The sequence below is a fragment of the Serratia sp. 121840015-1 genome, from assembly GCF_053627655.1.
On sequence record NZ_JBSEYF010000010.1, the window covers coordinates 26,988 to 48,837 of the forward strand.

Sequence of the window (21,850 nt, forward strand, 5' to 3'; positions counted from 1 at the left end):
AAGCGAACAATTATGGACAGAATCGACGCCATGCGTCTGTTCACCCGCGTGGTAGAACAACGCAGCTTCACCCAGGCGGCGCAGGATCTGAACTTGCCGCGCTCCACCGTGACCGACGCCATCAAACAGCTCGAAGCCCGGCTGCAGGTCAGGCTGCTGCAACGCACTACCCGCCACGTCAGCCCGACGCTGGACGGCGAAGCCTACTATCAGCGTTGCCTGAGCATTCTGGCGGACATCGAAGAGGCGGAGATGGCATTCGCCGGCGCCAAACCGCGCGGGTTGCTGCGCATCGATGTACACGGCACGCTGGCGCGCCATTTTCTGTTGCCCGATTTGCCGGATTTTTTGGCGCAATACCCGGATATCGAGCTCTATATGAGCGAAGGCGATCGGCTGGTAGACGCGCTGCGGGAAGGCATCGACTGCGTGGTGCGCGTCGGCACACTGCGGGACAGCGACATGGTGGCGCGCCGCCTGGGCGAGCTGGAAGAGGTGACCTGTGCCGCCCCGGCCTACCTGCAGCGCTTCGGCACGCCGCAAAGCCTGGACGATCTGCGCCATCACCGCATGGTGGGCTTTCGCTCTTCGGCGACCGGCGCGTTAATGCCGCTGGCGTTCACGGTGACGGGGCAAGCGCAGCCCATCACGCTGCCGGCGACGGTATCGGTCAGCGCGGCGGAGAGCCTGGTCGCCGCCGCCCGCGCCGGGTTGGGCATCATTCAGGTGCCGCGCTATCACCTGCGCGGCGATCTCGCCGACGGCAGCCTGTTGCCGCTGCTGCCGGATTGGCCTTCTCCTCCGATGCCGGTCTCGCTGCTTTATCCGCGCAACCGCCAGCTGTCGCCGCGGGTGCGCGTGTTTCTCGACTGGTTCAGCCGGGTGTTCGCCGAGCGGAACCGATAACAAGAGCGTGCGTTACAGCGCGCCGTAGTTCAACGGCACCCAGGTGTAACCGTCGCCCTGGCGGTTCAGATACCCCAACCCCGGGAACGACAGGTGTGCGCCGCCGACCAGTTCGCTCTGCCGCGCGCTGTCGCCAAATATCCGCAGCCGCTGAGCGACCGCCGCCTTGGCGTCGCTGTCAAAGCTGATAGCCACCTTCGGATGCGGCAACTGCACCGCCGCCACGTGGATCAGATCCCCCAACAGCAACAGCTTCTTGCCCTGGCTGGTCACCTGATACACGCTGTGCCCCGGCGTATGACCGTGGGCGGCGAAGGCGGCAATGCCCGGCGACAGTTCACCGTCGCTGCTGAACGGCTTAAAGTGGCCCAGCGCCTGGTACGGCTTGATCACCGCCTGAGCCCGTTCGAAGTTGCTTTTACTGCCCGCGCTGGCCTGTTTCAGTTTATCCGCGCTTAGCCAGAAGTCCGCGTCCTGACTGGCGGCGCGCACCACCGCATTGGGGAATACCGCCTTGCCGTCGTGCGTCAGGCCGCCGAGGTGGTCCGGGTGCATGTGGGTCAGGTAGATCTCATCCACCTGCTCCGGCTGGTAGCCCGCCGCACGCAGGTTATCCACCAGCTTGCCCAGGCCGTCGCCCAGCAGTTGGCCGGCGCCGCTGTCGATCATCACCAGCTTATCGCCGGTATTGATCAGATAGGCATTGACCGAGGTGACCACCGGCAGGCTTTGATGCCGCTCGGCCAACCCGGCGGCGATCTGCTGCGGCGTGGTGTTCAGCAACAGCTTGTCCGCCGGCAAACGAATAATGCCGTCGGACAGCGCGGTCACTTCAAAGCTGCCCAGCATGATGCGATAAAATCCCGGCGTCGGGGTTTTGGCCTGCGGCGCGGCGGCCCCGGCCTGTAATGACATAACGGCCAGCGCCGCGCCCAGCAGACAACGTTTCCAGAACATGATAACTCCTTGCGAGAATTGAACAGCGCTAAGTATTGACGCAAAAAGCCCAATGCGCCTGTTTAATAAATGCCTTTGATAAATATATAAATAATATATTCATTATGAATGATTTTGTTTGCCGAGCCACACAACCCCAATCAATATTTTCTCGCTCGCCACTTGGTTATTTTTCTTACTCCCTAAACCAATAGTGAGGAAATATCATGAACTATCAATTCGAAAATCTGGTCTTTGAAGGCGGCGGCGTAAAAGGCATCGCCTATGGCGGCGCGCTGGAATTGCTGGAAGCCAAAGGCATCATGCCGCAGATCAAGCAAACCTCCGGCGCCTCGGCGGGCACCATCGCCGCGCTGCTGGTCGGCCTGGGCTGCAGCTCGGCGGACGTCACTAAAATTCTGTCGGCGATGGATTTTAAAAAATTCCTCGATTATAACGGCGGCTTTTTCGGTACGCTCCAGGACGCCTACCGCCTGTTCAATCAATACGGCATCGCGCCCGGCGATTATTTCTATCAATGGTCGCGCGATATTATCAAGCAATATACCGGCAAGCCGGATATTACCTTCGAGCAGTTCGAAGCGATGAAAGCGGCGAAAGGGTTCAAGTCGATTTACTTTATCGGCGCCAACCTCAACAGCGGCCAGCGCGAGGTCTATTCGCATCGCACCACGCCGCGCATGAAAGTGGCGGACGGCCTGCGCATTTCGATGTCGTTCCCGTTCGCCTTCGTGGCGAAGAACAATACCCTGGGCGATCTGTGCATCGACGGCGGCATGATCGACAACTACCCGGTGCGGCTGTTCGACTATGACTTTTCCGCCACGCCGCCTTATATCGACAGTTCCAGCCAGCGCATCAACACCCGCACCCTGGGCCTTCGCCTGGACTCCGCCGGCGAAATCGCCCAGGCCGCCGGGCAGGCCGGCCCGCGCACGCCGGTCAACAACCTGTTTGATTTCACCCTGGCGGTGGCCAACGTGATGCTGGACATCCAAACCAAGGTGCACCTGGACAGCGACGACTGGAAGCGCACCGTGTATGTCGACACGCTCGACGTCGGCACGCTGGAGTTCGGCATCAGCGAGGAGAAGAAACGCGCGCTGATCGAATCCGGCCGCCGCGGCGTAGAGCGCTACTTCGCCTGGTACGACGCCGCCATGAAACAGGCAGCGTAACCGGTATTACCCCTGCCCGCGCGTACGGCCGGCGCGCGGGCAAAAAAAATCCCCGCGGGGGCGGGGAAAGGCAAAGTAACGCTAAGGATTTATAGGAGTTATACGAAGAACTTGGCCAACACCAGCAGCGACAGCGAGACGTTGATAGCGCCGCCGATACGCGTCGCGATCTGGGCGAACGGCATCAGCGACATGCGGTTGCCGGCGGTGAGGATCGCGACGTCGCCGGTACCGCCCTGCCCGCTTTGGCAGCAGGAGACAATCGCCACGTCGATAGGGTGCATGCCGATTTTCTTGCCGACGAAGAAACCGGTCGCCACCAGCGCGCTGACGGTTGTGACGATCACGATCAGATTCTGTACGGTGAACGCGTCCACCAGCTCCTGCCACGGCGTGATGGCCACGCCGACCGCGAACAGGATCGGATAAGTCACGGCGGTGCGGAAGAATTTGTACACCACCTGCGAGCCTTCCTGAATGCGCGGCGACACCCCGTGCGCCAGCTTCACCGCCACGGCGGCGAACAGCATGCCCACCGGCGCCGGCAGACCGATCAGGCGGTGCAGCAGCATGCCTACCATATACAGCAGGATGGCCAGCAGCGCGCCGCAGGCGATGGTGCTGACGTCCACCTTGCCGCTGATTTTTTCCACCGCGTTCATGTCGCTGTCGCCCTGCTTGCTCGGCATCAGGCTGCCTTCGCCGGTCAGGTGCGGATAACGCTTGCCCAGTTGGTTGAGCAGGCCGGCGATGACGATGGCGGTCAGGCTGCCGAGCATCACGATCGGCAGAATGCGCCCCAACGCCACGCCCTGCTCCATGTGCAGGATCGCCGCGTAGCCCATCGACAGCGGGATCGCCCCTTCACCCACGCCGCCGGCCATGATCGGCAGGATCAGGAAGAAGAAGATCTGGAACGGCTCCAGGCCCAGCGCCATGCCGACGCCCATCCCCACCAGCATGCCGACGATCTCGCCGCACAGCATCGGAATGAAGATGCGCAGGAAGCCCTGGATCAGCACCTGGCGGTTCATGCTCATGATGCTGCCGACAATGATGCAGCAGATGTAGAGATAAAGAATGTTGGTCGATTTGTAGAACTTGGTGGTCGACTCCACCACCACGTCCGGCAGCAGACCGTAGTGCACCAGCGCGGAAGGAATGAAGGTGGCGCAGATCGCCGCCGCGCCCATTTTGCCGATCAGCGGCAGGCGCTTGCCGAATTCGCCGCAGGCGAAACCGAAGAACGCCAGGGTGGCCACCATCACCACGATATCGCTCGGCAATTTGCCTTCCAGGCAGTCGAGCAGAATCAATACACCGGCCAGAATAAAGAACGGTAACGGAATAATCCCTACTTTATAATTGTCCAGTATCCGCCACCATTTCTCACGCAGAGGAATATCGGCGGCCTTGTCTTTGGCTACGAGGTAAGAATCATCTGTTGTGCTCATAATCTGGCCTCTTATTAGTTTGTTCAGCCATCATAGAGAAGCGCACGGATTATCTGCTGTGATTATGTTCAAAGTTAAAAAGGGTTTTTAATGGTGGTTATGGTTTCTATGGGGTTAATTAAGATTATGTAAAAACCGGCGTGGTTTTAATGGTGTTAATACCGTTTTTATTTTAAAGCTTATCAACTTTATCGCAGACGAACAATTCTCGTCCGGTTCACTCTAATCCCGTGTGAGGGATCACAAGTTGATCGGGCGCAATATTACAGACCCCGCTTCTCGTGATAGGGTAAGGTTTCAGGATCTCTTTACGGTGAAGCACCGCCATGCGCCTCAAACTCTCATTTCAAATCAAGCTGTTTCTGTGCCTGGTGGCCTTCTCCTGCCTGTTGCTGACCTGCATCGGCGCCTATACCTATTACCAGTTGGATGCGCAGCTGCACCGCGATCTTGGCGCCCGCGCCCAGGTGCAGGCACGGGAAATCGCCCTCATCCCTTCGCTGGTGGACGCGGTCGAAAACAACGACGCCGCCCGGATCGCCGCGCTGATGAAAAAAATCCGCGCCAGCAGCGACGCCAGCTATATTGTCATCGGCGATAATCATGCCCGCCATCTTTATCATTCCGAATACGAAGGCCGCCTGGGCACGCCGATGATCGGCGGCGATAATAAAGAGGTGCTGGAAGGAAAAAGCATTATTTCCATTCGCAAGGGCGGCATCGGTGTTTCATTGCGCAGCAAGGCGCCGATCCTGGATGAAAATAATCGCGTGATCGGCATCGTTTCCGTCGGCTATTTGAAATCGCATATCGATAATTTAAATGCCAGGACGTTGACGCAAATTATCGGCTCCATCGTCCTGCTGCTGATCGCCCTGTTCGTCTTTTCCTGGCTGCTGTCGAAAAACCTCAAGCGCCAGATGTTCTGGCTGGAGCCGAAAGAGATCGCGCTGCTGGTGCGCCAGCAAAAAGCGCTGCTGGAAGCCATCTATGAAGGGGTGATCGCCATCGATCCGCAGCTGCGGATCATCACCATCAACCATGCGGCGCGCGAGCTGCTGGATCTGCACCAGCCCGCCGCCGGCTTGCTGGGCCGGCCGCTCGGCGACGTGATCCAGGCGCAGCCGAACTTCTTCGCCGCCGCGCAGCTGGGCCAGGATACGCACGACGAGGTGTGCCGCTTCAACCACGTGCGGGTGATCGCCAGCCGAGTGCGCATCATGCAGGAGCAGGAACTGCAAGGCTGGGTGATCAGCTTCCGCGACAAGAACGATATCAATACCCTGAGCAGCCAGCTCAGCCAGGTGAAACGCTATGCCGACAACCTGCGTATCATGCGCCACGAGCAGCTGAACTGGACCGCCACGCTGGCCGGGCTGCTGCATATGCAGCGCTACGATGAGGCTATCCGCTACGTGGAGGCCCAGTCGGAGGGCGCGCAGGAGATCCTCGATTTCATCTCGCAGCGCTTCAGTTCGGCGGCGCTGTGCGGCCTGCTGCTGGGCAAATACTCCAGCGCCAGAGAAAAAGGCATTGAGCTGCGCTTCGATCCGGCCTGCCAGCTGCGGCAGATCCCGGCGGCGCTGAATGAGACCGAACTGATGTCGATCGTCGGCAACCTGCTGGATAATGCGGTGGAGGCGACGCTGCACTACCCAGCCCCGCACGAAGCGATCGAGCTTTATATCAGCGACGGCAGCGACGAGCTGGTGATCGAGGTGGCGGATCGCGGCACCGGCATCGCCGAGGAGATTCGTGATACGCTGTTTGAACAGGGCGTCACCACCAAAGCGGATAAAAGCGACCACGGCATCGGCCTGCATCTGGTCGCCAGCCACGTGGCGCAGGCGCACGGCAGCATAGAAGTGTCGGACAACGAGCCGCACGGCGCGATATTCTCTATATTTATCCCTAAATAAAACCCATAACCCGATTTTTTGAGCACCCGATTATGTCACACCAAGCACTGGACGTTCTGATCGTGGAAGACGAGCCGCAACTGGCGACGCTGCACGCGGAGTTCATCGAGAAAAATTTCAACCTGCGGGTGGTGGCTTACGCCGCCACGCTGGCCGAAGCGCGGGCCAAAGCCAATACGCATCAGCCGCGGCTGATCCTGCTGGATAACTTCCTGCCGGACGGCCAGGGCATCGAGCTGATGGAAGAACCGGCGGTGAAGAACCCCGCCTGCTCGGTGATCTTCATCACCGCCGCCAGCGACATGCATACCTGCAGCCAGGCGATCCGCAACGGCGCCTTCGACTACATCATCAAGCCGGTGTCTTACAAGCGGCTGCGCAATTCGCTCGAACGCTTCATGCAGTTTGTGCAGACCCAGCGCACCTTCAAGATTATCGATCAGGACAACGTCGATGCGCTGTACAACCTGCAGTCGAAGCAGTTCTCCAGCGAGCCGAGCGCCAAAGGCATCGAAACCAATACCCTCGAGCTGGTGCAGGCGCTGTTTATCGCCCAGCCGGCGGTGGCGCATGCGGTGGAAGACGTGGTGGAGCAGGTCGGCATCAGCAAGACCACCGCCCGCCGTTATCTGGAATATTGCGTCGCCACCCAGTTCGTGCGGGTGGAGATGCTGTACGGCAATATCGGCCATCCGCGGCGGCTGTATCGCAAGGCCTGAGGCTGCCATCTGGCTGTCATATTACGGCGATAACATAGCGCCCGACGATATCCCCCTCGATATCGGCACCTGTCGTTAAAACTGATGAAATACTGATGACTTTTGCCCGGCCTCTGGTCGGGTTTTTTATTATCCGAACGGCAGACGCAGAAGCGAAATATCTCATTGCTTCACGCCACGTTATTTCCCCCAAAACCAATCCATTATGGCGAATAACGGCCGTCAATTTTGAGTCACGGGCCAAATTACCATAACTAATTAAAACCTTGATGTAAACCACTAATATCCCATTTAAACGACATTCAGGGTTGTCTCAGATATTCACTGTGTTAGGGTAAAAAGCTCTTTTATTTTGCTAAGGACAGCTCATATCGCTTTAATTAAACCAGAGGAAACAGCAAATTGCATGGCAATTAAACTTGAAGTAAAGAACCTGTATAAGATATTTGGCGAACACCCGGAACGCGCATTCAAACTGCTGGATAAAGGTCTGACAAAAGATCGGCTGTTTGAAAAAACCGGCTTATCGCTCGGCGTAAAAGACGCCACTCTGGCCATTGAAGAAGGCGAGATATTTGTCATCATGGGGCTCTCCGGTTCCGGCAAGTCCACCCTGGTACGCCTTCTCAATCGTCTGATAGAACCCACCCGCGGTCAGGTACTGATCGACGGTGAGGACATCGCCAAAATATCCGACACCGCGCTGCGTACCGTGCGGCGAAATAAGATCAGCATGGTATTTCAGTCATTCGCGCTAATGCCGCACATGAATGTCCTGAATAATACCGCCTTCGGTATGGAATTAGCCGACATACCGCTGCAGGAGCGCCAGGAAAAAGCGCTGGACGCCCTGCGCCAGGTCGGGCTGGAGAATTATGCGCTGTCTTATCCGGATGAATTATCCGGCGGTATGCGCCAGCGCGTGGGATTAGCCCGCGCCCTGGCCAATAACCCGGATATATTATTGATGGACGAAGCCTTCTCGGCGCTCGATCCGTTAATTCGTACCGAAATGCAGGATGAGCTGGTGAAATTACAGGCCCAGCATCAACGCACCATCGTGTTTATTTCCCACGATCTGGACGAAGCGATGCGCATCGGCGATCGCATCGCCATCATGCAGGGCGGTGAGGTGATCCAGGTCGGTACGCCGGACGAGATCCTGAATAACCCGGCCAACGACTATGTGCGCACCTTCTTCCGCGGCGTGGACATCAGCCATGTGTTCAGCGCCAAGGATATCGCCCAACGGCGCCCGGTAACGCTGATCCGCAAAACCCCCGGTTTTGGCCCCCGTTCGGCGCTGCAGCTGCTGCGTGATGAGGACCGGGACTATGGTTATGTGGTTGAACGCGGGAAGAAATTTATCGGCGTAGTGTCGATAGAGTCGCTGAAAAAGGCGCTGTCCGCCAATCAAACGCTGGACGATGCCCTGCTCGAGGACCCCGCCGCCGTGCCGGCCGACACGCCGCTCAGCGATCTGATCTCCCTGGTCGCCCAGGCGCCGTGCGCGGTGCCGGTGGTGTGCGAAGAACATAACTATCTCGGCATCATCTCCAAGGCCATGCTGCTGCAGGCGTTGGACAAGGAGGGCTCCGCCAATGAGTGATACCACGCAAACCCAAGATCCCTGGGCTACCGCACCGGTCGATGCCGGCGCCGCACCCACAAACGATGCCGCCGCCAACGCCGGCGACGCCTGGTCCAGCGCGCCAGCGCCGGCCGCCCATGACGCCGCCGCGTCAGGCGCCGATTGGCTCAGCGGCGCCCCGGCGCAGCCGGAGCACTTCAGCCTGCTCGATCCGTTCCACAAAGCCTGGGTGCCGTTCGACGCCTGGGTCACGCAAGGCATCGATTGGCTGGTGCTGCACTTCCGCCCGCTGTTCCAGGGCATCCGCGTGCCGGTCGACATGATCCTGAGCGGCTTCCAGCAGCTTCTGCAGGGCATGCCGGCGCCGATCGCCATTCTGGTGTTCTCGCTGCTCGCCTGGCAGGTCTCAGGCCTCGGCATGGGCGCCGCCACGCTGCTCTCCCTGGTTGCCATCGGCGCCATCGGCGCCTGGTCGCAGGCGATGGTCACGCTGGCGCTGGTGCTGACCGCGCTGTTCTTCTGCATTCTTATCGGCCTGCCGCTCGGCATCTGGCTGGCGCGCAGCAAGCATGCCGCCAAGGTGATTAGACCGCTGCTCGACGCCATGCAGACCACCCCGGCCTTCGTCTACCTGGTGCCGATCGTCATGCTGTTCGGCATCGGCAACGTGCCGGGCGTGGTGGTCACCATTATCTTCGCGCTGCCGCCGATCGTGCGCCTGACCATTCTGGGCATCAAGCAGGTGCCGGAGGATCTGATCGAGGCCGCCGAATCCTTCGGCGCCAGCCCGCGTCAGCTGCTGTTCAAGGTGCAGCTGCCGCTGGCGATGCCGACCATCATGGCCGGCGTGAACCAGACGCTGATGTTGGCGCTGTCGATGGTCGTCATTGCCTCGATGATCGCCGTCGGCGGCTTGGGCCAGATGGTGCTGCGCGGCATCGGCCGGCTGGACATGGGCCTGGCCGCCGTCGGCGGCGTCGGCATCGTGATCCTGGCGATCATTCTCGATCGCCTCACCCAATCGCTGGGGCGCGATCGCCGCAGCAAAGGCATCGGCCGCTGGTATCGCCGCGGCCCCATCGGGCTGCTGACTCGCCCGTTCATCAAACAAGCCTGACGCTTTTCCCGCCGGTGGCTGCGGCCCCGGCGGGCTATGACACCACCACATCGAAAAAAAGGGGAAACACTATGCGCACTACGGGCATCTGGGCTCTCGCCCTGACGACGCTGATCGGCTCACAGAGCGTGAGCGCGGCAGATTTACCCGGCAAGGGGATCGCGGTACAGCCGGTGCAAAGCACCATTTCCGAAGAGACGTTCCAGACGCTGCTGGTCAGCAAGGCGCTGGAAAAATTGGGTTACGACGTGAAGGAGCCGCGTGAAGTGGATTACAACGTCGCCTACACCTCGATCGCCTCCGGCGACGCGACCTTTATCGCGGTCAACTGGGATCCGCTGCACGCCGATCAGTACAAGGCCGCCGGCGGCGACGCCAAGTTCTACCGCGAAGGTGTCTACGTCAACGGCGCCGCGCAGGGCTACCTGATCGACAAGAAAACCGCCGAACAGTACCACATCACCAACGTCGAGCAGCTCAAGGATCCCAAGATCGCCAAGCTGTTCGACACCAACGGCGACGGCAAGGCCGATCTGACCGGCTGCACCCCGGGCTGGGGCTGCGAAGCGGTGATTAACCACCACATCAAGGCCTATGGCCTGAGCAATACCGTCGAACACAACCAGGGCAACTACGCGGCGATGATCGCCGACACCATCACCCGCTACAAAGAGGGCAAACCGGTGCTGTATTACACCTGGACGCCGTACTGGGTCAGCGATGTGATGGTGCCGGGGCGCGACGTGGTCTGGCTGCAGGTGCCGTTCTCCTCCCTGCCGGGCGAGCAAAAGAACGTCGACACCAAGCTGCCTAACGGCGCCAACTACGGCTTCCCGGTCAACACCATGCGCATCGCCGCCAACAAGCAGTGGGCCGAAGCCAATCCGGCGGCCGCCAAGCTGTTCGCCATCATGAAGCTGCCGATCGCCGACATCAACGCGCAAAACTTGCGCATGCATGAAGGCCAGGCTTCGGAAGCCGACATCCAGAACCACGTCAACGGCTGGATCAAGGCGCACCAGGCCACCTTCGACGGCTGGGTGAAAACCGCCGCCGAAGCGGCGAAGCCGTAACCGTTCAGGGGCGCCGCCAGTGCCGCGCCCCTACCCCGCCATATCGATGCCGCTGAAATGCAAAAAGCGCTCGGCGATAGTCGACATGGGCTGCGGCCAAATGCAATACACCTGGCGCCGCGGCCCGTCTTCAATCGGAATCGACACCAGCGCGCTTAAGCGTTGCGCGGTCGAAATCGGTACGATGCCCGCCGCCAGCCCGCGCCGCACCAAATTCTCCAGCCATTCGATATGATCGATTTCAAAACTGACGTGCCGACGAATGCCCGCCGCCTGAAAGGCGCGATCGGTTTGGCGCCGCGCGCCGGTGCCGCTGTAGAAATCCACCAGCGGCACTTCCGCCAGCGCCTGCAGGTTCACCCGCTCGCGGCCGGCCAGCGGATGCTGCGGCGCCACCAGCGCCACCAGCGGCTCATCGGCCAACTGCCGGTGCGACATCGGCAGCAGATCGGCATCGCCCGGCCAGATGCCGACGAACGCCATATCGCATTTTTGCTGGCGTACGTCCTCCAGCAGCGCTTCGCTCATGCCGACGTACAGGCGGATATTCACCGCCGGATAGTGGCGATGAAACTTGTCGAGCCTTTCGGTCAGAGCCATCACGTTTATCGTTGAAATGGTGCCGATGGTCAGGGTGCCGGACACCGCGCCGTCGGCCGCCGTCACCTCCTCCACCAGCGCCTGCTGCGCCGCCAACAGGCGCTGCGCAGGGGCCACGAAAGCCTGGCCGGCCGGGGTCAACCGCACCCGACGCGAAGTGCGTTCAAACAGCGTGCAGCCCAGCTCCTCTTCCAGTTTGGCGATCTGGTGGCTCAGCGCCGACTGCACCGTATGGCAGCGCTGCGCCGCCCGGGTAAAGTTCAGCTCTTCCGCCACCGCCAGCGCATAGCGGATCTGTTTCAGGTTCATGGCATCTATCTTGAAATGAGATAAATAAAATGAAAATTATACATTGGTTTCCCGGCGTGCGTTGCCGGATACTGCGCGCCATCTTCTTCCCGTGATGAAAAAACCATGAGCCAACAAAACGCCCACCTGGGCCTCAGCCCGGCGCTGACCGTGCTGATCGCCATCGCTACCGGCCTGGCGGTCGCCAGCAACTATTACGCGCAGCCGCTGCTGGAAACCATCGCCACCGGCTTCAACCTGTCGGTCAATCAGGCCGGCTTTATCGTGACCGCCGCGCAGCTCGGTTACGCCACCGGGCTGCTGCTGCTGGTGCCGCTCGGCGATATGTTCGAGCGCCGCGGGCTGATCGTGTTCATGACGCTGCTGGCCGCCGGGGGCATGCTGATCACCGCCACCTCCGCCACCCTGCCGATGATGATCCTCGGCACCGCGCTCACCGGGCTGTTCTCGGTGGTGGCGCAGATCCTGGTGCCGCTGGCCGCCACGCTGGCCCACCCGGAAAAGCGCGGCAAGACCGTCGGCATCATCATGAGCGGCCTGCTGCTCGGCATCCTGCTGGCGCGTACCGTCGCGGGCGCGCTGGCGTCGTTCGGCGGCTGGCGCACCATCTACTGGGTCGCCAGCGTGCTGATGATCCTGATGGCGCTGATCCTGTGGCGCGCGCTGCCGCGCTATAAGCAACACTCCGGGCTGAACTACCCGCAGCTGCTGGCCTCGATCTTCAGCCTGTTCTGCCGCACGCCGCTGCTGCGCACCCGCGCCATCCTCGGCGCCCTGTCGTTCGCCAACTTCAGCGTGCTCTGGACCTCCATGGCCTTTCTGCTCGCCGCGCCGCCGTTCAACTATTCCGAGGGGGTGATCGGGCTGTTCGGCCTGGTGGGCGCCGCCGGGGCGCTGGCCGCTTCACGCGCCGGGCATCTGGCGGACAAGGGCAAAGCCGGATTGACCACCACCGTCGGCCTGGTGCTGCTGCTGCTGTCCTGGATACCTATCGCGTTCGCCAAACAATCGCTGTGGGCGCTGATCGCCGGCATCCTGATCCTCGATCTGGCGGTGCAGGCGGTACATGTCACCAACCAGAGCGTGATGTACCGCATCATGCCGGACGCGCGCAACCGCCTGACCGCCGGCTACATGACCAGCTACTTTATCGGCGGCGCCCTCGGTTCACTGCTCTCCGCCTCGGCCTATCAGCATGCCGGCTGGTACGGCGTGGCCGCCGCCGGCGGGGTGCTATGCCTGCTCAACCTGCTGACCTGGTGGCTCGGCAAGCACCACGATCCGCAGGGGCCGGCGACAATCTGATTATCGTGCAAATAGTCACTTAAGAAATTTATTAGCGGTGCAGGGTATAAACATTACTTACTCTCTGGTAATGTTCTGGGCATAAACTATTGAAGTCCTATCTACCCTGCGACCCACAACCATGCAAAGCCAAGCTGCAGACAGCCTCAATCCGCCCGCCGTCAGCGCCACCTTCGCCAACGGCGTCGTCGACAGTTTGCCGATCGTCATCGGGTATGTCCCGGTGGCGTTCGCCTTCGGCCTCAGCGCCGTCAAACTGGGCTTTTCCCCGCTGGAAAGCATTTTCTTCTCCTGCATTATCTACGCCGGCGCCAGCCAGTTCGTGATCACCGCCCTGTTGAGCGCCGGGATGTCGCTGTGGGTCTCCGCGTTGACGGTGATGGCGATGGATGTGCGCCACCTGCTCTACGGCCCGGCGCTGCGCCACCGCATCGTCTCGCGCATGTCGCCCGGTAAAACGGCGATGTGGGCCTTTGGCCTGACCGATGAGGTCTTCGCCGCCGCTACCGCCAGGCTGATGCGCAATAACCGCAGCTGGAGCGAAAACTGGATGCTGGGCATCGCGCTCTGTTCCTGGCTTTCCTGGGTGGCCGGCACCGCGCTCGGCGCGCTGTTCGGCAACGGCCCGCTGGAGCAGTTCCCGGTGCTCGAAGCCTCGCTGGCCTTCATGCTGCCGGCGCTGTTTCTCAGTTTCCTGCTGGCCGCCTTCCGGCGCCCGCAGAGCCTGACCATTGCTGCCGCATTGGCCGGCGCGCTGCTCGGCGTGGTGCTGTTCTCCATTCCGGTCGCCATTTTGGCCGGCATCGGCGCCGGCTGCGTCGCCGCCCTGTTCCAGCCCGCCCCTGCGGAGGCCAACCATGAACACTGATGTGCTGGTGATCGGCCTGGTGGTGGGCTGCGCCAATTACCTGTTCCGTTATCTACCGCTGCGGCTGGCGCCGGCGCGCGCCCAGCCCGGCCTCAAACGCGGTAAAGCCGCCCTGCTGCTCGACAGCATCGGCATCGCCTCGATCTGCGCCCTGCTGGTGGTCTCCAGCACGCCGGTCGTCATGCGCGAACCGGACAAGCTGCTGCCGACGTTGGTAGGGTTCGCCGCGCTGGCGTTGTGCTTCTACCGCAGCAAAAGCATCATTCTGTCGACGCTGCTCGGCGCGACGGCCTTTGGCGTCACATTAAAGCTGTTAATGCTTTTCGGTCCGGGCTGACGCCGCTCCCGATCGTTTGGCTTCACTTTGGCGTTTTCATGCGCCACATCTTTACAAACACTGACAAATGACACGAATTGCTAAATTATCCGCACGGCTGAACATTTACATTATTTGTCACCGTCGTTACTATCTCGAACGAAATTAATGAGGCCCTAAATTATGGAAAGCTCGTTTGCCCCCATAGAACAAATGCTGAATTTCCGCGCCACCCGGCAGAAAGATTTCCCTTATCAGGAAATCCTGCTGACCCGCCTATGCATGCACATGCAAGGCAAGCTGCTGGAAAACCGCAATAAGATGCTGAAGGCGCAGGGGATTAACGAAACACTGTTTATGGCGCTGATCACCCTGGATGCGCAGGAAAGCCACAGCATCCAACCTTCTGAGCTAAGCTCTGCCTTAGGCTCCTCGCGCACCAATGCGACCCGCATCGCCGACGAGCTGGAGAAACGCGGCTGGATCGAGCGCCGGGAAAGCGACAACGATCGCCGCTGCCTGCATCTGCATCTGACGCCGCAGGGGGAAGAATTTCTCAGTCAACTGCTGCCGCCGCAGCACCAATGTCTGCATTTCCTGTGGTCCACGCTGACCGACGATGAGCAAAAACAGCTGGAACAGCTGACGCGCAAATTGCTGGCACGTCTGGATCAAATGGAAATCACAGAACAGTTATCCTAATTCACAATTTCTGTTCAGGTACCTACTTATGCGATCCCCATTTAACTGGAGATTCACCCCGCTGTTCGCCGTGTTGCTGCTGGCCGGGTGTGCTTCGACCGATAATATTGCCCCGCAATCCACGCTGATGGATCCGCAGAGCCTGCAGTTGGCTCAGCCGAAAGTCAGTTCGCTGACCGTCAGCCCGCAGTGGTGGCGCGCCCTCAAGGATCCGCAGCTGGACGCCTTGATGACGCAGACGCTGCAAAGCTCGCCGACCCTGCGGCAGGCCGCCGCCCGCGTGCGCGAAGCGCAGAGCGTGGTGGGTGAAGCCAGCGCCGCCAACGGGCCGAACCTGGATCTGAATGCCAGCACCCAACGCCAGCGCGTGCCGCAAAACGTCAATATGGGGCTGGGGTATCCGCATAAGCCGATCTACGAAAGCTCCAATTCACTGGGGCTGAACCTGGCGTACGAGTTCGACTGGTGGGGCAAATACCGCAACCAGGTGAACGCCGCCAAGGCGCAGGTCAACGCCGCGCGCGCCGAGCAGGAACAGGCGGCGCTGACGCTGACCAGTTCGGTGGCGTCCGCCTACTATCAGCTGCAGAGCAATCTGGCGCTCGAGAAGCTGCTGCAGCAGGAAGTGAACAACAATGAGCGCCTGACCGCGCTGCGCCAACAGCGCTATCAGGCCGGCCTGACCGGCGTCGACGTGCCGCAACAAACCCAGGCACAGTCCGACGTCGCCAAGCAGCAGATCCTGCAGCTGCAATCGCAGATCGAGCAGCTCAGACACCAGCTCGCCGCGCTGGCCGGCCAGGGGCCGAACGCCATGCAGCACCTGCGTCAGGTGCCGTTGCCCGCAGACAACCTGATGGCGCCGCAGGGCGAGCTGACGGCGGATCTGCTGGGCAAACGCCCGGACATCGCCGCGCAACGCCAGCTGGTGGAGTCTTACAGCCAGCGCGTCAGCGCCGCGCGTAAAGAGTTTTACCCCAGCCTGACCATTTCAGCCTTCGCCGGCCTGATGACCACCAATACCAGTGGTACCAGCCCGAACCTGTTTGAAGCGGCCAGCCAGGCCTGGAACGTGATGCCGGCGATTTCGCTGCCAATCTTCCACGCCGGGGCGCTGCGCAGCAAGCTGGGCGAGGAATCCGCGCTGTATGACGAAGCGGTGGAATCCTACAACCAAACCATCCTGAATGCGGTACAGGAAACCGCCGACGCCATCACCATCCAGCAGAGCTCTGCGCAACAGCAGCTGCAGGCGGCGTCCGCGGCCCAGTCGATGCAACAGGTGTATCAGGTCGCCAACGCCCGTTACCAGGCAGGGATTATCGGGCGCGACGATCTGTTGACCAGCCAGACGCAGCTATTACAGCAGCAACAGGCGGAGTTGAATGCCAGCAGCAATTTACTGCAGGCGAAGATAGGACTGATCCGCGCGCTGGGCGGTGGCTATCAGGCCCCGGCCGCAGCGGATTCGAAAGCATAATAATATAAGGCTTGGAGAACACCATGAGCGCAAGCGCGGAAATCCAAAACCCGCAGCAGCCGAACGGCAAAAAGAAGCAGCGTAAATTTTGGCTGCTGTTGCTGACGGTTATTTTCATTGTTATAGGGGTGGCTTACTTAGTGTATTGGTTCCTGGTGCTGCGTCATCACCAGGAAACCGACGACGCCTACGTCTCCGGCAACCAGGTGCAGATCATGGCCCAGGTGTCCGGCAGCGTGAACAGCGTCAATTTCGACAACACCGACTACGTCAAGCAGGGCGACGTGCTGCTGACGCTCGATCCGACCGATGCCGAGCAGGCGTTTGAACGCGCCAAGACCGGCCTGGCCAACAGCGTGCGTCAGACCCACCAGCTGATCATCAACAGCAAGCAATATCAGGCCAACATCGCCCTGCGCAAGACCGATCTGAGCAAGGCCGAGAACGATCTGAAGCGCCGCGTGGTGCTGGGCAGCGTTGACGCCATCGGCCGCGAAGAGCTGCAACACGCTCGCGATGCGGTCGACAGCGCCAAGGCCGCGCTGGAAGTGGCGGTGCAGCAATACAACGCCAATCAGGCGATGGTGCTGAACACCCCGCTGGAACAGCAGCCGGCGATCCAACAGGCCGCCGCACAGATGCGCGATGCCTGGCTGGCGCTGCAGCGTACCAAAGTGATCAGCCCAATCACCGGCTATGTCTCGCGCCGCAGCGTGCAGGTCGGCGCGCAAATCGCCGCCGGTTCGCCGCTGATGGCGGTGGTGCCGGCCGATCACATTTGGGTTGACGCCAACTTCAAGGAAACCCAGATCGCCAACATGCGCATCGGCCAGCCGGCGACGGTGGTCAGCGACGTCTACGGCGACGACGTGGTGTATCAGGGCAAAGTGGCCGGTATCGACATGGGCACCGGCAGCGCCTTCTCCCTGCTGCCGGCGCAAAACGCCACCGGCAACTGGATCAAGGTAGTGCAACGTCTGCCGGTGCGTATTGAGCTCGACGCCAAGCAGGTGGCCGATCATCCGCTGCGCATCGGTCTTTCGACGCTGGTGACCGTCGACACCGCCAACCTGGACGGCCGCGTGCTGGCCGACGTGGTGCGCGACAAACCGCTGTACCAGAGCGACGCGCTGGCGTTGAATCTGGCGCCGGTTAACCAGCTGATCGCCGACGTGATCCATGCGAACGCCGGCTAAGCGCGCGGGAGGCCATCTTGCCACAGAAACCGCTTGAAGGCGCCCAGCTTGCCTGGATGACGGTCGCGCTCGCCATGGCGACCTTCATGCAGGTGCTGGACTCCACCATCGCCAACGTGGCGATCCCCACCATTTCCGGTAACCTCGGGTCTTCCAACTCGCAGGGCACCTGGGTGATCACCTCGTTTGGCGTGGCGAACGCCATCTCGATTCCGATCACCGGCTGGCTGGCGAAGCGCTTCGGCGAAGTGCGGCTGTTCCTCTGGTCCACCGCGCTGTTCGCCCTCGCCTCCTGGCTGTGCGGCATCTCCAACAGCCTCGGCATGCTGATCTTCTTCCGCGTGATCCAGGGCGTGGTGGCCGGGCCGCTGATCCCGCTGTCGCAGAGCCTGTTGCTGAACAACTATCCGCCCGCCAAGCGAGCGATGGCCCTGGCGCTTTGGTCGATGACCGTTATCGTCGCGCCGATCTTTGGGCCAATCCTCGGCGGCTACATCAGCGACAACTACCATTGGGGCTGGATCTTCTTCATCAACATCCCGATCGGCGTCTTCGTGATCGTGGCGGCGATGGCGACGTTGAAGGGGCGGGAAACCAAAACCGAGATCAAACCGATCGACACCGTCGGCCTGGTATTGCTGATCGTCGGCATCGGTTCGCTGCAGATCATGCTCGATCAGGGCAAGGAGCTGGACTGGTTCAACTCGACCGAGATCATCACGCTCACCGTCGTCGCGGTGGTGGCGCTGCTGTTCCTGGTGGTGTGGGAGCTGACGGACGACCATCCGGTGGTGGATCTGTCGCTGTTCAAGTCGCGCAACTTCACCATCGGCTGCCTGTGTATCAGCCTGGCCTACATGCTGTACTTCGGCGCCATCGTGCTGTTGCCGCAGCTGCTGCAAGAGGTGTACGGCTATACCGCCACCTGGGCGGGGCTGGCGTCGGCGCCGGTTGGGCTGATCCCGGTGCTGCTGTCGCCGATCATCGGCAAGTTCGGCAACCGGCTCGACATGCGCCGGCTGGTCACCTTCAGCTTCATCATGTATGCCGTGTGCTTCTACTGGCGCGCCTATACGTTTGAACCGGGCATGGACTTCGGCGCTTCCGCCTGGCCGCAGTTTGTCCAGGGCTTCGCCATCGCTTGCTTCTTCATGCCGTTGACCACCATCACGCTGTCCGGCCTGCCGCCGGAACGCATGGCGGCGGCGTCGAGCCTGTCGAACTTTACGCGAACGCTGGCGGGGTCGATCGGTACCTCGATCACCACCACCCTGTGGACGCAGCGCGAATCGCAGCACCATTCGCAACTGACGGAGTTCGTCAACCCGTACAACCCGCAGTCGCAGGAGATGTACCGGCAGCTGGAGCAGCTCGGCATGAGCAAACAACAGGCGTCGGCGTATATCGCCAACGAGATCACCGCGCAGGGCCTGATCATCTCCGCCAACGAGATCTTCTGGCTGTCGGCCGGGGTATTCCTGGTGCTGCTGGTGCTGGTGTGGGTGGCGAAACCGCCGTTCAGCTCCGGCGGCGGTGGGGGCGGCGGCGCTCACTAAGCTTCAATAAACGAAACGGGCGCCCTGGGGCGCCCGTTTTTTTATCCGACGTAGAACAGATTACGCCTGATTCTGACGCCACCAGTCCGCCAGCAGAATGCCGGTCGCCACGGAAACGTTCAGGCTTTCCACCTTGCCGGTGCCGCCGATAGACACGTTCATGTCGCCCTGCTGCCAGGCGCTGTCGCTCAGACCGTCACGTTCCTGGCCCAGCACCAGTACCATCTTGGCCGGCAGCTTGGCCTGCGCCAGCGCGGTGCCTTTGTGGCTGGAGGTGGTAACGATGGTGTAACCCGCCTTGCGGAAGGTGTCCAGCACCGACAGGAAATCGTCGGCGTTGATCGCCTTGATGTGCTCCGCGCCGCCTTCTGCGGTACGCACCGCCGCGCCGGATTCCAGCAGCGCCGGATCCTGCAGCAGCACGCCGTTGACGCCGAAGTGAGCGCAAGAACGGACGATAGCGCCCAGGTTATGCGGGTTACCCACTTCTTCCAGCGCCAGCACGCAGTCGGTCGCCGGTGCGCTTTTCAGGTAGGTCTGCGCATCCAGGCCCTGACGCTTTTTGATCAGGAAGCAGACGCCGCCGTGGTGCTCGGTGCCGGAAGCCTTGGCCAGCTCTTCCTCATCCACCACGTGGTAAGCCTTGCGGTTAGCCGCCATCCAGCGCAGCGCTTCGCGGAAACGCGGGGTGACCGACTGCACGAACCAGGCGCGCACGATCGCTTCCGGGCGGCTGGCGAACAGCGCCTGACAGGCGTTTTCACCGTAAACGCGGGTTTCTTCCGCGCGCTGGCGGCGCAGCTGTTCCGGATCGATAAAGCTTTTGCCGCTGATACCACCGTGATCGAACGCCGGCTCTTCATTCGGCGCGCGCGAAACGGTTCTCCACGGCGACTCGTTGCCACCGCGATCTTCAGTGCGCGCCGGACGGCGAGGACGATCGCTTTCACTGCGGCGGGAGTCGGCACCGCGGCGATCGTTGCCGCCGCGCGCCTTGTCTTGACCGGTGGGGCCGGAGCGCGCACCGTCAGCCGGACGGCCTTTGCCGGCCGGACGTTTATTCTTGTTGCGGTCGTCGCCGTTGTCGTCGTCACTGCGGACGTACATCACTTTGACCTTACCGTTCTTGCCACTAAATGAATCGTTCATTGTCTTCTCCACCAACGCGCAGGGCGCGAAGATTACCTGATGTTGGTGCATGAAGCCACCAACTTGCGCTAAAAGCTCCCAACTATCACATCCATTGAACAAACCTCATTGTTCATGCGCCGGGTTTTGCCGATAATTGTCAGCATTAAAGAAACATCTCTGCAACTGCGTTGCGGGGACCATGCTTTCTCTGTACCCGAGGTCAACATGAATACAGTTTGTGCAGCTTGCAATGCCACCAACCGCGTGCCGGAAGAACGTCTGGCGGACAACGCGAAATGCGGCCGCTGCGGCCATGAGCTCTTCGACGGTGAAGTGATCAACGCCACCGCCGCCACGCTGGACCAGCTGCTGCAGGACGATCTGCCGGTCGTGGTCGATTTCTGGGCGCCATGGTGCGGCCCGTGCCGCAGCTTTGCGCCGATCTTTGAAGACGTGGCCGAAGAGCGCGCCGGCAAAGTGCGCTTCGTGAAAGTGAACACCGAAGCCGAGCCGGAACTGAGCGCCCGTTTCCGCATCCGCAGCATCCCGACCATCATGGTGTTCCGTCAGGGCAAGATGGTCGATATGCTCAACGGCGCGATGCCAAAAGCGCCGTTTGACAACTGGCTCAACGAGTTAGTGTGATTCGGCAAGTATAGGCCGTATCCCGCCATCGCGCGCGAACGCGCCTCGATCGAGCCCGCCCCTCCCGGCGGGCTTTTTTCTGCGTTACAATGGCGGTTTTTCCCCAGGATCGTTATGACCGACAACGCCGTACTTCGCCTGCGTCAATTCCGTTTAGACCGCGCCACCCGCCCCTTTCTGGCGCGCGGTTGCCGGGTGGCGCGTTGTCAGGGTTGCCTGCTGCCGCATAAAAACTGCCTGTGCGACACCATTCGCCCGCAGCAGGCCGGCAGCCGTTTCTGCCTGATCATGTTCGGCGCCGAGCCGCTCAAGCCCAGCAACACCGGCCGCCTGATCGCCGATATCCTGCCGGACACCCAGGCGTTCCTCTGGTCGCGCACCGAAGTCGATCCGGCCCTGCTGGCGGCCATCAACGATCCGGCGCGGCAGCCTTATGTGGTGTTCCCCGCTTCCTACGCCGACGCCGAACGGCCGGTGTTCAGCGAGCTGCCCGCCGGTGGCAAACCGCCGCTGTTCATTATGCTGGACGGCACCTGGGCGGAAGCGCGCAAAATGTTCCGTAAAAGCCCGTACCTCAATCAATTCCCGGTGTTTTCCCTCAACGTCGACGCGGCATCGGACTACCAACTGCGCGAAGCCAGCCGCGCCGAGCAACACTGCACGGCGGAAGTGGCCGCCGCCCTGCTGCAACAGGCGGGCGATCTGCCGGCCGCCGACGGATTGAATCAGCATTTCCGCTATTTCCGTCAACAATATCTGGCGGGAAAACCGACCCGGCCGGAGGCACCGGTCACAGCAATGTAGCCAGAAAGCGCCTAAAATCAGGCG

At 61.1% G+C, this 21,850-nt stretch carries 20 protein-coding genes; 16 read left to right on the forward strand and 4 right to left on the reverse strand.

Going from position 1 to position 21,850, the window contains the following annotated elements; all coding sequences use genetic code 11:
* Positions 1–12: 12 nt before the first annotated feature.
* Positions 13–906, forward strand: a complete 894-nt coding sequence (locus tag ACUXAC_RS25515) for a LysR family transcriptional regulator (RefSeq protein ID WP_195880653.1) — start codon at positions 13–15, stop codon at positions 904–906.
* Between the two features lie 12 nt (positions 907–918).
* Here the strand turns inward: ACUXAC_RS25515 and ACUXAC_RS25520 are convergent, their stop codons facing one another.
* A complete protein-coding gene (locus ACUXAC_RS25520) occupies positions 919–1,863 on the reverse strand; it encodes an MBL fold metallo-hydrolase (RefSeq protein ID WP_387444540.1) in 945 nt (314 codons plus the stop codon).
* Positions 1,864–2,069: 206 nt separating this feature from the next.
* Between ACUXAC_RS25520 and ACUXAC_RS25525 the strand changes: the two genes are divergently transcribed.
* Positions 2,070–3,041 (forward strand): patatin-like phospholipase family protein, encoded by a 972-nt coding sequence (locus ACUXAC_RS25525; RefSeq protein ID WP_454266995.1) that lies wholly within the window; start codon positions 2,070–2,072, stop codon positions 3,039–3,041.
* Positions 3,042–3,139: 98 nt separating this feature from the next.
* On the opposite strand, the gene ACUXAC_RS25530 is transcribed toward ACUXAC_RS25525, so the two are convergent.
* Positions 3,140–4,495, reverse strand: a complete 1,356-nt coding sequence (locus ACUXAC_RS25530) for a 2-hydroxycarboxylate transporter family protein (protein ID WP_033635692.1) — start codon at positions 4,493–4,495, stop codon at positions 3,140–3,142.
* A gap of 326 nt (positions 4,496–4,821) precedes the next feature.
* On the opposite strand from ACUXAC_RS25530, the gene ACUXAC_RS25535 reads away from it, so the two are divergent.
* The 5 genes from ACUXAC_RS25535 to proX all read left to right on the forward strand — a co-directional run bounded on the left by ACUXAC_RS25535 (position 4,822) and on the right by proX (position 10,914).
* Complete coding sequence (locus ACUXAC_RS25535; protein WP_399615032.1) at positions 4,822–6,414, forward strand: ATP-binding protein; 1,593 nt, start codon at positions 4,822–4,824, stop codon at positions 6,412–6,414.
* Positions 6,415–6,446: 32 nt separating this feature from the next.
* Positions 6,447–7,133, forward strand: a complete 687-nt coding sequence (locus ACUXAC_RS25540) for a response regulator (RefSeq protein ID WP_048234594.1) — start codon at positions 6,447–6,449, stop codon at positions 7,131–7,133.
* Between the two features lie 406 nt (positions 7,134–7,539).
* Positions 7,540–8,742, forward strand: a complete 1,203-nt coding sequence (proV, locus tag ACUXAC_RS25545; protein ID WP_454266999.1) for a glycine betaine/L-proline ABC transporter ATP-binding protein ProV — start codon at positions 7,540–7,542, stop codon at positions 8,740–8,742.
* On the forward strand, positions 8,735–9,841 hold the full coding sequence (proW, locus tag ACUXAC_RS25550; protein ID WP_454267001.1) for a glycine betaine/L-proline ABC transporter permease ProW: 1,107 nt from the start codon (positions 8,735–8,737) through the stop codon (positions 9,839–9,841). Before proV ends, proW begins: the two co-directional genes overlap by 8 nt.
* Positions 9,842–9,912: 71 nt before the next feature.
* Positions 9,913–10,914, forward strand: a complete 1,002-nt coding sequence (proX, locus tag ACUXAC_RS25555) for a glycine betaine/L-proline ABC transporter substrate-binding protein ProX (protein WP_033635697.1) — start codon at positions 9,913–9,915, stop codon at positions 10,912–10,914.
* Between the two features lie 30 nt (positions 10,915–10,944).
* Here proX and ACUXAC_RS25560 read toward each other — a convergent pair whose 3' ends face one another.
* A complete protein-coding gene (locus ACUXAC_RS25560) occupies positions 10,945–11,823 on the reverse strand; it encodes a LysR family transcriptional regulator (protein WP_038872847.1) in 879 nt (292 codons plus the stop codon).
* Between the two features lie 105 nt (positions 11,824–11,928).
* Here ACUXAC_RS25560 and ACUXAC_RS25565 point away from each other — a divergent pair, with 105 nt between their 5' ends.
* The 7 genes from ACUXAC_RS25565 to emrB all read left to right on the forward strand — a co-directional run bounded on the left by ACUXAC_RS25565 (position 11,929) and on the right by emrB (position 19,246).
* Positions 11,929–13,128 (forward strand): MFS transporter, encoded by a 1,200-nt coding sequence (locus ACUXAC_RS25565; RefSeq protein ID WP_454267003.1) that lies wholly within the window; start codon positions 11,929–11,931, stop codon positions 13,126–13,128.
* A gap of 121 nt (positions 13,129–13,249) precedes the next feature.
* Positions 13,250–13,996 (forward strand): AzlC family ABC transporter permease, encoded by a 747-nt coding sequence (locus ACUXAC_RS25570; protein WP_454267005.1) that lies wholly within the window; start codon positions 13,250–13,252, stop codon positions 13,994–13,996.
* On the forward strand, positions 13,986–14,333 hold the full coding sequence (gene ygaH, locus ACUXAC_RS25575; protein ID WP_033635704.1) for an L-valine transporter subunit YgaH: 348 nt from the start codon (positions 13,986–13,988) through the stop codon (positions 14,331–14,333). Before ACUXAC_RS25570 ends, ygaH begins: the two co-directional genes overlap by 11 nt.
* A gap of 162 nt (positions 14,334–14,495) precedes the next feature.
* On the forward strand, positions 14,496–15,014 hold the full coding sequence (mprA, locus tag ACUXAC_RS25580) for a transcriptional repressor MprA (RefSeq protein ID WP_025160249.1): 519 nt from the start codon (positions 14,496–14,498) through the stop codon (positions 15,012–15,014).
* A 28-nt stretch (positions 15,015–15,042) separates the two neighbouring features.
* The gene (locus tag ACUXAC_RS25585) at positions 15,043–16,494 is read left to right on the forward strand and encodes an efflux transporter outer membrane subunit (protein ID WP_197779123.1); all 1,452 of its coding nucleotides are present in this window, start codon (positions 15,043–15,045) and stop codon (positions 16,492–16,494) included.
* 23 nt (positions 16,495–16,517) lie between these two features.
* A complete protein-coding gene (emrA, locus tag ACUXAC_RS25590; protein ID WP_033635707.1) occupies positions 16,518–17,690 on the forward strand; it encodes a multidrug efflux MFS transporter periplasmic adaptor subunit EmrA in 1,173 nt (390 codons plus the stop codon).
* 17 nt (positions 17,691–17,707) lie between these two features.
* On the forward strand, positions 17,708–19,246 hold the full coding sequence (gene emrB / locus ACUXAC_RS25595; protein WP_038872860.1) for a multidrug efflux MFS transporter permease subunit EmrB: 1,539 nt from the start codon (positions 17,708–17,710) through the stop codon (positions 19,244–19,246).
* Positions 19,247–19,306: 60 nt separating this feature from the next.
* Here emrB and ACUXAC_RS25600 read toward each other — a convergent pair whose 3' ends face one another.
* On the reverse strand, positions 19,307–20,395 hold the full coding sequence (locus ACUXAC_RS25600; RefSeq protein ID WP_454267009.1) for a tRNA/rRNA methyltransferase: 1,089 nt from the start codon (positions 20,393–20,395) through the stop codon (positions 19,307–19,309).
* Positions 20,396–20,602: 207 nt separating this feature from the next.
* Between ACUXAC_RS25600 and trxC the strand changes: the two genes are divergently transcribed.
* Both trxC and ACUXAC_RS25610 read left to right on the forward strand, forming a co-directional pair.
* The gene (gene trxC, locus ACUXAC_RS25605) at positions 20,603–21,022 is read left to right on the forward strand and encodes a thioredoxin TrxC (RefSeq protein WP_004928868.1); all 420 of its coding nucleotides are present in this window, start codon (positions 20,603–20,605) and stop codon (positions 21,020–21,022) included.
* A 114-nt stretch (positions 21,023–21,136) separates the two neighbouring features.
* A complete protein-coding gene (locus tag ACUXAC_RS25610) occupies positions 21,137–21,826 on the forward strand; it encodes a tRNA-uridine aminocarboxypropyltransferase (protein ID WP_060431249.1) in 690 nt (229 codons plus the stop codon).
* Positions 21,827–21,850: the final 24 nt, after the last annotated feature.

Bases quoted from the DNA above. Each gene is read 5' to 3' on its own strand.
- ACUXAC_RS25585 (WP_197779123.1), top strand. From the start codon at position 15,043: ATGCGATCCCCATTTAACTGGAGATTCACCCCGCTGTTCGCCGTGTTG.
- proX (WP_033635697.1), top strand. From the start codon at position 9,913: ATGCGCACTACGGGCATCTGGGCTCTCGCCCTGACGACGCTGATCGGC.
- ACUXAC_RS25520 (WP_387444540.1), bottom strand. From the start codon at position 1,863: ATGTTCTGGAAACGTTGTCTGCTGGGCGCGGCGCTGGCCGTTATGTCA.
- ACUXAC_RS25525 (WP_454266995.1), top strand. From the start codon at position 2,070: ATGAACTATCAATTCGAAAATCTGGTCTTTGAAGGCGGCGGCGTAAAA.
- proV (WP_454266999.1), top strand. From the start codon at position 7,540: ATGGCAATTAAACTTGAAGTAAAGAACCTGTATAAGATATTTGGCGAA.
- ACUXAC_RS25565 (WP_454267003.1), top strand. From the start codon at position 11,929: ATGAGCCAACAAAACGCCCACCTGGGCCTCAGCCCGGCGCTGACCGTG.
- ACUXAC_RS25535 (WP_399615032.1), top strand. From the start codon at position 4,822: ATGCGCCTCAAACTCTCATTTCAAATCAAGCTGTTTCTGTGCCTGGTG.
- trxC (WP_004928868.1), top strand. From the start codon at position 20,603: ATGAATACAGTTTGTGCAGCTTGCAATGCCACCAACCGCGTGCCGGAA.
- mprA (WP_025160249.1), top strand. From the start codon at position 14,496: ATGGAAAGCTCGTTTGCCCCCATAGAACAAATGCTGAATTTCCGCGCC.
- ACUXAC_RS25570 (WP_454267005.1), top strand. From the start codon at position 13,250: ATGCAAAGCCAAGCTGCAGACAGCCTCAATCCGCCCGCCGTCAGCGCC.
- emrA (WP_033635707.1), top strand. From the start codon at position 16,518: ATGAGCGCAAGCGCGGAAATCCAAAACCCGCAGCAGCCGAACGGCAAA.
- proW (WP_454267001.1), top strand. From the start codon at position 8,735: ATGAGTGATACCACGCAAACCCAAGATCCCTGGGCTACCGCACCGGTC.
- ACUXAC_RS25515 (WP_195880653.1), top strand. From the start codon at position 13: ATGGACAGAATCGACGCCATGCGTCTGTTCACCCGCGTGGTAGAACAA.
- ygaH (WP_033635704.1), top strand. From the start codon at position 13,986: ATGAACACTGATGTGCTGGTGATCGGCCTGGTGGTGGGCTGCGCCAAT.
- ACUXAC_RS25540 (WP_048234594.1), top strand. From the start codon at position 6,447: ATGTCACACCAAGCACTGGACGTTCTGATCGTGGAAGACGAGCCGCAA.
- ACUXAC_RS25600 (WP_454267009.1), bottom strand. From the start codon at position 20,395: ATGAACGATTCATTTAGTGGCAAGAACGGTAAGGTCAAAGTGATGTAC.
- ACUXAC_RS25530 (WP_033635692.1), bottom strand. From the start codon at position 4,495: ATGAGCACAACAGATGATTCTTACCTCGTAGCCAAAGACAAGGCCGCC.
- ACUXAC_RS25610 (WP_060431249.1), top strand. From the start codon at position 21,137: ATGACCGACAACGCCGTACTTCGCCTGCGTCAATTCCGTTTAGACCGC.
- ACUXAC_RS25560 (WP_038872847.1), bottom strand. From the start codon at position 11,823: ATGAACCTGAAACAGATCCGCTATGCGCTGGCGGTGGCGGAAGAGCTG.